Genomic DNA, 12,459 nt, shown 5'->3' with positions numbered 1-12,459 from the left:
ACATACATGATTGAGGCTGAAAGAAGTTAGCAACAAAGTAATATGAAAAATTAACAAGCGAAGATCTGGTAATAATAGCGATGAGGTCACACCTGTTCCCATCTCGAACACAGTAGTTAAGCTCATTAGCGCTGATGATACTTGGCGGGAAGCTGCCTGGGAAAGTAGGACGTTGCCAGTTTAGTAAAAATGGGAAGAGTAAAAAAATACTTTTCCCCATATATGGCTCCATGGTCAAGCGGTCAAGACACCGCCCTTTCACGGCGGTAACCCGGGTTCGATTCCCGGTGGAGTCACCATTTCATGCGCGTGTGGCGGAATTGGCAGACGCACTAGACTTAGGATCTAGCGGGCGACCGTGGGGGTTCAAGTCCCTCCACGCGCACCAAATACACAAAAGAGCAAGCATTATGCTTGCTCTTTTGAATATATTAAGTTTTATTAGAATAAGACGAATAATTAGATTTTTTGCCGTATAGCATTTCATCAAGTTTATTGTGCACTGACTCAAAATGAGAGTGAAAAGAAAAGCCATAACATACGGTGAGATATTCGGGAGGGCTTCCCAGTCAGGTATCTATGGTTATCAAAATTTTGAATGCTATGGTTATTTATAAGTTTTATTTTGACAGGAGAAATTAAATGATTATTTTAGAAGAGCCATATATTTCAGAACAAACGCTGGAATATTTGAAAAACAGTCAACAACCTGTGTTGGAAAACGATTTTGTTAAAAAGTATGGTACTGACTATGGCCTAAATCTAATTTCAGAGAAAGATGCAGCAGAAAGAGGTCGTAAGGGGGAACGTTTCTACACAATTTCAGAAAATGCACTAGACTGGATTTATAAAAATTTGTCCGGCTGTGAATTGGTGAGAAAAATTGACGTAATGAAAGACAAAGCAGGCTTTCGTAGAGTTACTGCAGACCTATATCCTGATCTGTATTTTTATGAGATGGATTTAGAAGAATTAAAGACATTTGATATTTCCATAGTCAAACTTCCTGCGGTTCTAAAACCCGCTGTTGGATTTTACAGCGTGGGTGTATATACAATCTTTACGCCAGAAGATTATCAAAAAGCGCTTAATGATATTGAAGAACATCAAAAGCAGTGGAACAAGAATTTTTCAGGAAGCGTGATAGGTTCAAGTTTTATTCTTGAAAAATATATTAAGGGAGCAGAGTTTGCTATTGATGCATACTATGATGTTCAAGGAGAGCCAGTTATTCTAAATATTTTAACTCATCGATTTGCTTCTCACGATGATGTAAGCGACCGTATTTATTACACAAGTGCAAAGATAATAGAAGAATATTTAATGAAATTTACACAGTTTTTAAAACGTATAAATCAAAAACTTATGGTTCGTGACTTTCCAATGCATGTAGAAATCAGAACCGATGGGGAGCAGATTGTGCCTATTGAATTTAACCCTTTACGGTTTGCTGGATTGTGTACCACGGATATTGCTTATTATGCATATGGCATCAACACAATTGAATGTTATATGAACCAACTACGCCCTGATTTTGCTAGCATTATAAAAGAGAAAAAAGGTAAAATTTACAGCATGATATTATTAGACAAGGGTGGAGAAGAATTACCGTCAGAAGCATTTAATTATAATAAGCTATATACAAACTTTGAACATGTATTAGCTGTTAGAAAAGTATCTAATCCTGCACTTGGTCTTTTTGCATTTCTGTTTACTGAAACTAGTAATGGTAACGAAAGTGAATTGGATCAAATACTACAATCAAATTTGTTGGAATATAGAGTTAGTACGAAGGAGTAGAGCGGTAATTTGTATGAGTCAACCTGACAGTTTGATGGTAGCTTCTAGCGCTCTTAGCGGTAACTCCATTTTTAAGGACAACATAATCGTTACGAAGAAAATTATTCTCTACAATATTTTCTTCTTCTAAATCTAGTAAAAATTTGATATTATTATTTATAGACATAACATAACTCCTTTCATGATTGGTTTAGTCACTTTAATCATAAAACAGAGTTTATGTTATGTCTTTTTTTTCTATTTACCCCCACAAAAATTATAGAACCCAAAATTATGGAACCTTTCTTTTTTTCTATTTACCCCTATAAAAATTATAGAACCAGTTCTCCATACTTTATTTATTTTGCATACTTGGCTTCTGGCTGAATCTCATTTTAAGTAGGCTGGGGTTTCATTTACGAACTTTGCAGATTATGATATAGTATAATTTATAAAAAGTTTAACTTGAAAACGAAAGAATGAGGGTGATTTTTTGAGCACGAAAAAATATAATACGAAAAGGCTATATTTTGTACCGCAGCTTTTGAAAAAGCTAACTGGTATTTGGAATCATCCTTTGACAATTGTGGAAGCGCCCATGGGCTACGGAAAAACCACCGCTGTTAAACACTTCTTAAACGAGTCGGAAGCCGAAGTGCTCTGGTTGAAGGTATATGACAACTCAACAGATAATTTTTGGGAATCATTCGCTCAGCTGTTCGGGGAGCTGAAAGATGATCTGAAAAGAAGTTTTCTTCATCTCGGACTACCAAGCGACACAGTATCTATACGGGAGGCGTTGAAGCTGCTGAACACTATTGAGTTCTCCCACAAATGTGTTTTGGTTATCGATGACTACCATCTTCTAGACAGACCGGAGATAGATAAATTCTTGACAGCACTGATTGAAAATGAAGTTAAAAATCTTTATATAGTGCTTAATCAGCGTTATACTAATTTTCAAAGGTTAGAAGAATTATCTCTTAAAGGCCTGCTGTATCACATCACACAGGAGAACTTTGAACTGAATCAGGAGGACATCATGGAATATTATAGGGTGTGCGGTGTGTCTATCAGCGAAACGCAGGCCCAGCAGCTTTATTCCACGACGGAGGGCTGGATCAGTGCGTTGTATCTCATGCTGCTTAGCTTCATTGAAGACGGTATACTTCAGCCACCTGACAGTATATATAAGCTGATTGAAAAAACGGTTTATGCCCCATTGTCCGGCGAATTAAAAGAGTTTAGCATAAAGCTATCTATATTTGATAAATTTACGCAGCAGCAGGCAGCGTACATATGGGGAGACAAGGACGTCGCTAAAATGCTTGCAGTTATTGTTGGTAAAAATGCCTTTGTCAGCTACGATAGCCGTTTCAAAACCTATCAGATCCACAGCTTATTCAGAGATTATCTCCTTGAGGTTATGGAAAACAGAGGCTCGGATTTTAAAAATGACCTATACCGTAAGGCGGCGGCATGGTATTTAAAAAACCGTGAATATACTGCTGCCCGACAGTTCTGTTACGCCTGCGGAGACTTTGAAAGCATTCTGCTGTCCATAGAAGAAGAGAAGGCAAAAACCTTTACATGGCAGAATATGAAAACACTGCGCAAGTACTTGGAAGAATGCCCGGTGGAAATCAAAAGGCGACACCATTATGCGTTGTTGATACTTTCTATTCATCTGATTCTTCACAATGAGTTTCAGGTATTTGGTCGAGTTTGTGGAGAAGTTTCCGAAAACATTAATAGGGACGATAGCCTCAATGATATGCAGCGCCAAGAACTTTTAGGGGAGCTCCAAATTTTGTTGGGTATTGCGGCCTTTAACAATCTTAAAAAAATGGATTCTCATTTTAAAACAGCTTGGCAGCTTCTGGGTAGGTCTACATCTATTTTTAATGTTGATGTGGATTGGACACATGGCTCGCCTTCCGTATTATACCTTTACTATAGGGAAAGTGGGAAGCTTGGGGAGAATCTGACGGATTTAAAAAACGGCCTACCGTGCTATCGACGTTTGACCAACGGTCACAGCAGCGGCGGCGAATACATGATGGAAGCAGAATGGTATTACAATACGGGCGATTTCATCAGTTCTGAGATTGCGCTGAACAAGGCACTTCATAAAGCCCGACCTACCGGACAGTGGGGGATAGCGCTGGCCGCTATGTTTCTGCAAATACGCGTTGATTGGATGAAGGGTGATTTTGCGCATATGTTTCACGTTCTGGCCGAGATGCGCGAAGATATGTCGGCTCGGGTCGAGTATCAGTATCTACATAAGGTGGAGTTATGCGAAATGAGCTTTTATGCTCAGCTTGATCAGAAATATAAAATACCAGAAAGTCTGGCCCGTCCAGAAAGCGGAGATATCCGGCTACTGCATGCTTCCTTTGCCATGTTTAATATCATCTATGGCAGAGTTTTACTGATTAATGGACAGTATACCGAACTTTTGGGCAGCGCGGATTACTTTCTGGAGACCGCATCGTTTTATCCAAACCTGCTGAGTGTCATCTATACCTATATCTATTTAGCGGCGGCAAACCGGAAAATCCATAGATACACCGAGGCCCGTGAAAGTCTCAAAAAAGCTATGGATATCGCCATGCCAGATAGCCTCTATATGCCTTTTGTGGAAAACGGTGATTATATTGAGCCGTTGCTCCGTGAGCTCATCATGCAGAGCGCTTATCGGGAGCAGGCACAGAAGATACTGGAGCTGTATGAAATCTATACCTCTGCAAAAAAGAAAATCAAACAGACGTATTTTAATGCGGAGAAGCCGGAGCTCACGAGCCGTGAATCTGAAGTTGCTCGATTGGCCGCCGGAGGGCTGACCAACAAAGAGATTGCGGACAAGCTTTTCATCTCGGCTAACACGGTGAAATTTACGCTGAAATCTGTGTTTACAAAGCTGTCGATCAGCAGCCGTGCCCTGCTGAGGCAGTATTTTCAGACCTTAAACGAATAAAAAATTCCTGAAACCTACCCGATGGGTAGGTTACACGGAAAAATAACCACTGTACAATTTGTATAGTGGTTATTTTTTTGTTACAGGGAGTGATTATATGGCAGAGATAAAAGAAGTGCATCCGAGAGAAGATTATCAGCTTGAGGTATCGCTTACAAACGGCGGTAGCATCACGCTAAATTTAAAGCCGAAGCTTGAAACCATCCGCTTCGGCCTGCTCAAAGACGCGGCGTTCTTTCGGCGGGTGGAAACGGACGGAACGGTAATCCGCTGGGGTAGTAAGGTGGAATTATCGACAAGCGAAGTTTTTGAGATGATTAAGAAATAAATTAGGAGGGATGAGAAGATGAGTAAAAATAAAGGAAGCCGGCGTGTGCTGGCGTGGGCACTGACCATGGTCATGGTGCTGGGGTTAATGCCGATTACAGCGGCAGCTGAAACATTACAAGAAGAGTTTGACCTCGCCGTCGGCGGAACCTATTACTTCGACCTGTCGGGAGAGGGGGTGCCGAGCACAAGATATGGCAACCTACCGGACACAAGCCTTAAGTGGGTACCCTTTATCTATGTAGGTACGGTGAACGCCTATTCGTTGGATGAAAACGCCAACGGAGATAGGGGCGCATCTGCTGCTGCAACACGATATAAACACAGCCTGTTTGTGGCGGATTACAATGTAGCCCATACGACGCCATGGAATACCTATAATGACCAAGGGCTTATCTTTGGCAAGGCTTACGAATCGGGCGGCGTTGATTATACGCTGCGTTCCTTGTCGATGGGGAATAACTCGTATGGTTATTCCAAAGCAACACCGCTGACCAACGAATGGGATCAGATTTTGGACAAAGGCCCTTACATTAAAAATTACAATAAAATTTTTTCTTGGGGCCAGGATACATATTCTAGTAATTATCGTGCTGTGCGCGGCTATACATCGAGCCGAAATTGGGATTACTTCAATAAGCATAATAAATATACGTCGAATTACGGCTGGCGGCCCGCTCTTGAAATTCTGAACCCCGGCTCACTGAGCTCTAACGCGTTGAAAACCATCACCTATGATATGGGCAGCAATGGCACGCTGGGCAGCGGTTCGCTGACATCAGCTACCGTAGTTTATACTGGCGCGCTGGAGTTGCCCGAAATCACGGCAGAAAACGGCTTCAAATATACCGGCGCATCCGATATGGGTAAACTGGGCTGGTATGATGAAAGCAATAATTTTTACCAGGCGGGAACAAAGCTTAACGATTTGACGACAGGCGCAACCCTTACGGCAGGATATGGCAATGTAAAAGAACAGTTTGACCTCATCTCCGGCGAAACCTATTACTTCGACCTGTCGGGAGCAGGTGTACCGGGGACAATAAATGCTGCCCTACCGGACGCGAACCTGAATTGGGTGCCCTTTACCTATGTGGGTACGCTGAATGCCTATTCGTTGGATGAAAGCGCCGTCGGGGACGAGGAAGCGTCAAACAATGCGCCGACATCTGACCACAGCCTATTTGTGGCGGATTATAATATAACTCATACGGTGTCGTGGGATGGCCTTAATAATGAGGATTTTATCTTTGGCAAGACCTACGAGTCAGGCGGTGTTGATTATACCCTGCGTTCCCTGTCGATGGGGAGTAGTTCTAACGGTCAAGCCGACAGCAATGAGAGAGGAACCCCGCTGATCAACGAATGGGATCAGATTTTGAACAAAGGCGATTATATCAAAGGTTACAGTAACATTTATACATGGGGACAGGATACATCTTCTTCCGACAGCGCAAATTACACTGTACGGGGGTACTCCAACGCCCGCATGTGGCAGAGCAAAAGCAGCAGCGACGATAACCAGTACACTGGTCTCCGACCCGCCCTTGAAATTCTGAACTCTGCTGCTTTGGGGACTGATGCGCTGAAAACCGTCACCTATGACATGGGCGGCAATGGCACGCTGGGCAGCGGTTCCCTCACATCAGCCACCGTAGTTTACACCGGCACGCTGACCCTGCCGGAAATCACGCCGGAAAACGGCTTCAACGTGACCGGCACAGGCGCAGGCACATGGGGTTGGTATGACGGCACGAATTTTTATGCACCGGGCGCAGCGCTTAATACGCTAGACGGCGCAACACTTACTTTCGGGTTTAACAGTTCGTCGTATATCGCAACCGTCAGTCCCAACAAAAAGGCCTTTACGACGGAAACGGAGGGTTACGGTGAGCAGACGGCACAAGAGTTTACCATTGAGAACACGGGAGCAGACAATATTACCGGATTGACCGCATCGCTGAATGACGGCGCTGCCTCTGCCTTTGAAATCAGCACGGCGCTTTCCGACGAGAACATAGCCACCGGCGGTGCGGCTACAGTGAGCGTACGACCTAAGACGGGGCTGGCTGTGGGGAACTATACCGATATCCTAACCATTACCGGAGACAATGGCATTTTCCTGACGGCCAGTCTGTCCTTTACAGTGCAGGTAACGCTGGTCAGCATTACCGCGCCGACTGACATTACAGGGGTAGCCAACGAAACAGAAAAAAATGCGTCTGCGCTGGGGCTGCCTGCAAAGGTGACGCTTGTCACCAATAACGGTGATATGCAGGCAGATGTGGATTGGAATGTGGCAGCAAGCGCTTATTCCCCATTCGACACCGCCGCGCAGACCTTTACAGTGGCGGGAACGGTCACTCTGCCGGATGGCGTGGATAACCCGAACAGTGTTCCCCTGACCACCAGCATCAGTGTGTCGGCGCTTGCATGGCTCGCCCCGGAAGAACAATTTGACCTCACCCTCGGCGAAACCTATTACTTCAACCTGTCGAAAGAGAATGTGCCGGGTCAGCTTTATAATATCCCCTTGCCGGATAAAAGCCTGCAATGGGTACCCTTTACCTATGCGGGTACGGTGAATGCCTATTCGTTGACAGAATTTTCAGATGGCGGCGGCACGCCATCCGACCGCAGTTTGTTTGTGGCAAACTATGTTGTTACTCATACGATGAACTGGTATACATATAATAACGACGGGCTTATCTTTGGCAAGGCCTATAGGTCCGGGGGGGTTGATTATACCCTGCGTTCCCTGTCACAGGGAAGTAGCTCTAACGGTGAATCCGGCAACAATAAGAGAGGAATCCCGAAAAACAACGAATGGGATCAGCTTTTGAATAAAGGCAATTACATTAAAAATTACAGTGTTATTCGTTCTTTTGGACAGGATACAAAATCCGGAGAATCCCATTTCCGCGCTTCCCGTGGGGGTTCGAACGTGCGCGATTGGGTGAAATGCGATTATGCCGGCTACTACGGTACTGGCAATGCCCGCGGCTTCCGACCCGCCCTTGAAATTCTGAACCCTGCTGCTTTGGGGTTTGATGCGCTGAAAACCGTTACCTATGACATGGGCGGTAACGGCAAGCTGGGCAGTGGTTCCCTCACATCAGCCACTGTGGTTTACACCGGTGCGCTGACCCTGCCGGAAATCACAAAAGCAAACGGCTTCAACGTGACCGCCACAGGCACGGGCACGCTGGGCTGGTATGACGGCACGAATTTTTATGCACCGGGCGCAGCGCTTGATACGCTGACAGATGGCGCGACACTTACCGCCGGGTTTAACAGCTCGTCGTATATTGCAACCGTTACCCCCAACAACAAGACTTTTACGGCGGCAACGGAGAGCTACGGTGAGCAGACGGCACAAGTGTTCACCATCGAAAATACCGGAATAGGCGACATAAGCGGATTAACGGCATCGCTGAATGACGGCTCTGCCTTTGAAATCAGCGCGGCGCTTTCCGGCGACGGCGTTGCTGCCGGCAATACAGTCATATTGAGCGTACGGCCTAAGACGGGGCTGGCTGTGGGGGACTATACCGATACCCTGACCATTACCGGGGACAATGACATTTTTCTGACGGCAAGCTTGTCCTTCACCGTGAATGCATCGCCGGCCTACACCGCAACCATTGATCCTGACGACAAGACCTTTACGGCGGCAATGAAGGGCTACGGTGAGCAGCCGGCACAAGTGTTCACCATCGAAAATACCGGAACGGGTGACATAAGCGGATTAACCGCGTCGCTGAATGACGGCTCAGCTTTTGAAATCAGCACGGCGCTTTCCGGCGACAGCGTTATTTCCGGCAATACCGTTACATTGAGCGTGCGGCCTAAGATGGGGCTATCAACAGGCGCCTATACCGATACGCTGACTATCACTGGAAACAATGGCATTTCCCTGACGGTGAATCTATCCTTCACCGTGACTGTTAATTTGGTCAGCATTACCGTGCCGACTGACATTACAGGGGTAGCCAACGGAACAGCAAAGAGTGCGTCCGCACTGGGGCTGCCTGCAAAGGTTACGCTTATGACCAATAACGGTGATGTGCAGGCGGATGTGGATTGGGATGTGGCGGCAAGCACTTATTTACCGTTCAAAACCGCCGCGCAGACCTTCACGGTGGCGGCAACGGTCACCCTGCCGGACGGTGTCAATAATCCGAACGGCATTTCATTGGATCTCAATATAGATGTGACCGTTGACGCATGGGTCGCCCCGGAAGAACAGTTTACCCTTACCCCCGGCGGAATCTGTTACTTCGACCTGTCGGGAGCGGGGGTGCCGGGTACAAAAAACACGGCCCTACCGGACGCAAGCCTGAAATGGGTGCCCTTTACCTATGCCGGTACGGTGAATGCCTATTCGTTGGACGAAAGCTCCAGCGGAGATACGAGCGCATCTGCTAATGCAGCGCCAGCTGACCGCAGCCTGTTTGTGGCGGGTTTTAATATAACCAATGAGGTGTCGTGGGATGAACTTAATAATGGGGATCTTATCTTTGGCAAGATCTACAAGTCGGACGGTGTTGATTATACCCTGCGTTCTTTGTCGGTGGGGAGCCGTTCTAACGGGGAATCCGGCAGCGACGAGAGAGGGATACCGCTGACCAACGAATGGGATCAGATTTTGAACAAAGGTCCTTACATTAAAAATGTTGACGATAATTTTTCTTGGGGGCAGGACACATATTTTGAGGGCAGTCAGTATCGTGCTTTACGCGCTTATGATACTGTCGGCCGACTTTGGGCTAACAGTGAAGCTGCGGCCAGTGGCAACTGGGTAAGTTGGCGGCCCGCCCTTGAAATTCTGAACCCTGCTGCTTTGGGGGCTGACGCGCTGAAAACCGTCACCTATGATATGGGAAACAAGGGTACGCTGGGCAGTGGTTCCCTCACATCAGCCACTGTGGTTTACACCGGCACGCTGACCCTGCCGGCAATCACACAAGCAAACGGCTTCAACGTGACCGGCACCGGAACAGGCACGCTGGGCTGGTATGACGGCACAATTTTTTATGCACCGGGTACAACGCTTAATACGCTGCCAGACGGTACAACACTTACCTTCGGGTTTAACAGTTCGACCTACACTGCAACCGTCACCCCCACCAACAAAACTTTTACAGCAGCGACGGAGAGCTATGGTGAGCAAACGGCACAGGTATTCACTATTGAAAATACCGGAACGGGTGACATAAGCGGATTGACTGCATCGCTCAATAGCGGCAGTGAATTTGAAATCAGCACGGCGCTTTCCGACGAGAACATAGCCACCGGTGGTATAGCTACATTGAGCGTACGGCCTAAGACGGGTCTGGCGGTGGGAACGCATACCGATATCCTGAGCATCACCGGAAACAATGGCGTTTCCCTGACACTCAGTCTGTCCTTCACCGTGAATGCGGGCGACGGCGGTAGCAATAATAGCGGTGGTGGTCATAATAGTGGCGGAGATTCACACTCTGATGATGATTCCGATATCACGGTAACCCCACCGTCAAAAGATAAGCCCAACAGTCCCACTCAAAGCGAAATCAAGGTGGAGGGCAAAGTCAGCGGCGGCAGTGCGGCGGCAACTATTACAGAAAAATCTGTGAGAGATGCCTATGAAAAGGGGATGGCTGAGGCAAAGAAAAACGGCATTGAGCAAAATGGTATCACCCTCGTGATGAAGGTGAATATCGGAAATAAGGCGGTAAACAGCGTTGCCTTTAATCTGCCGAAAACGGCACAGGCGTACATCCTTGCCAATAAAATCTCACACATCACACTGGCGCCCGATAGTTCGGATATCCGCATTACGCTGGATTTAGCTGCGGTAAAGGAAATTAATAAGCAGGCGTGCACAGATGTGAACATCACAGCTACCAGCAGGGACAGCAGCAAGCTCACCGGCAATGCTAAGGCCGCTATCGGCTCCCGCCCGGTATTTGATTTGGAGGTCGGCTATGGAGGCAAGACAGTACAAAACTTCGGCGCAGGCAGTATATCGGTGGCAATTCCCTATTCCCTCGGCGTAAACGAGCAGGCCGGTAATGTGCAGGCGGTCTATGTGGACGCAAAGGGCAAGGTGCAGTGGCTTTTAAACTCTGTCTATGACAGCGTGAACGAGGTGCTTCGTTTTTCTACCTCTCACTTCTCTGTCTATGGTGTTGGCTACAAAAATGATGCGCCTACCTTTAACGATGTGGGCAACCATTGGGCCAAGAATGATATTTCATTTTTGTTAAATCGTGGATTGTTCAGTGGTACCTCTAAGACCGCCTTCAGCCCGAATACCGCCATGACAAGGGGGATGTTTGTCACCGCCCTGGGTCGATTAGCAGAGGTCGATGTGAGCGACTATGCAAAGAGCAGCTTCACCGATGTGAAAAGCGACGTTTATTACATGGGTTACATTGAGTGGGCAAGCAAGAATAGTATAGTAAATGGTGTTGGCAACAAGTATTTTGCCCCGAATCAGTTTGTCACTCGTGAGCAGATGGCGGTCGTTATGAGCAACTATGCTAAGACCGTGGGCTATACCTTGCCGAAGGTTTATGTGGAAAACACCTTTGCTGACAACGCCAAAATCAGCGCCTACGCCAAGGAGGCCGTAAAAGAGATGCAGATGGCGGGGATAATCAGCGGCAAAAACGACAATCTCTTTGATCCACAGGGTACGGCCACAAGAGCCGAGATGTCCGCTGTACTTCACCGCTTTGTAGAGCTAGTAATCTCTAGTGATACCATGCAGGGCTGGACGATGAATGATTCTGGCAAATGGATGTACTACGAAAACGGTAAGCCTATCACTGGAAAGAAAGACATTGACGGTTCGACCTACACCTTCGACCAGTACGGCGTGACAGCGGATATACCGAAAAATCTGAGGTACACCACATACATCGTGGAAAAAGGCGATAGCTTCTGGAGCATTGCCCACAGGCAGGGTTGCACCATGAGTGAGTTGGAACGGCTGAACAACAAAAGCCGGTTCTCCCTCATACACCCCGGTGATGTACTCCGAGTACCAGAAAAATAGACAGAAACAATAGATGGAAACCCTTGAAATTTATAAACTACCCGTTAAAACCACCTATTTGGTACTGATAACCACTGTACGAATTTGTATAGTGGTTATTTTTTATTTATCTGGGATTTTATGAAATAGATAAAAGAAGTGTATCCGAAAGAGGATCTTAAAAAAACTGAGTGAGAATTATTTTCACAAAAATACCTGAAGTTGCAAAGACAGAAAACTCAGATATAGTTAGTAACGTTCTTTTCTTATTTATTTTAATTTTAAGTTTTTTCCTCGTTGTTTATGTAGTTTTTTCTTCTTGCATAATTATTTGATAATTTGTAGATTT

At 46.2% G+C, this 12,459-nt stretch carries 4 protein-coding genes, 2 tRNA genes and 1 rRNA gene; all 7 read left to right on the top strand.

Annotation, left to right across the window (positions count from 1 at the left end):
• The first annotated feature begins 64 nt into the window (after nucleotides 1-64).
• The 7 genes from rrf to K292_RS16955 all read left to right on the top strand — a co-directional run bounded on the left by rrf (nucleotide 65) and on the right by K292_RS16955 (nucleotide 12,131).
• Nucleotides 65-181 (top strand): 5S ribosomal RNA (gene rrf / locus K292_RS0111140).
• A 43-nt stretch (nucleotides 182-224) separates the two neighbouring features.
• Nucleotides 225-299 (top strand) — tRNA-Glu (locus K292_RS0111135).
• 6 nt (nucleotides 300-305) lie between these two features.
• A tRNA-Leu gene (locus K292_RS0111130) sits at nucleotides 306-388 on the top strand.
• 254 nt (nucleotides 389-642) lie between these two features.
• The gene (locus tag K292_RS0111125) at nucleotides 643-1,800 is read left to right on the top strand and encodes an ATP-grasp domain-containing protein (RefSeq protein WP_027399893.1); all 1,158 of its coding nucleotides are present in this window, start codon (nucleotides 643-645) and stop codon (nucleotides 1,798-1,800) included.
• 472 nt (nucleotides 1,801-2,272) lie between these two features.
• Nucleotides 2,273-4,759: a LuxR C-terminal-related transcriptional regulator gene (locus tag K292_RS0111115; protein ID WP_027399891.1), complete on the top strand. Its 2,487-nt coding sequence runs from the start codon at nucleotides 2,273-2,275 to the stop codon at nucleotides 4,757-4,759.
• A gap of 97 nt (nucleotides 4,760-4,856) precedes the next feature.
• Nucleotides 4,857-5,087 (top strand): DUF2442 domain-containing protein, encoded by a 231-nt coding sequence (locus K292_RS0111110; protein ID WP_027399890.1) that lies wholly within the window; start codon nucleotides 4,857-4,859, stop codon nucleotides 5,085-5,087.
• An 18-nt stretch (nucleotides 5,088-5,105) separates the two neighbouring features.
• On the top strand, nucleotides 5,106-12,131 hold the full coding sequence (locus tag K292_RS16955) for an S-layer homology domain-containing protein (protein ID WP_037373100.1): 7,026 nt from the start codon (nucleotides 5,106-5,108) through the stop codon (nucleotides 12,129-12,131).
• Nucleotides 12,132-12,459: the final 328 nt, after the last annotated feature.

Source organism: Anaerovorax odorimutans DSM 5092 (genome assembly GCF_000426305.1).
Classification (GTDB): domain Bacteria; phylum Bacillota; class Clostridia; order Peptostreptococcales; family Anaerovoracaceae; genus Anaerovorax; species Anaerovorax odorimutans.
The sequence above is the reverse complement of the archived record's forward strand: the minus strand, read 5'-3'. Positions and strand labels throughout refer to the sequence as shown.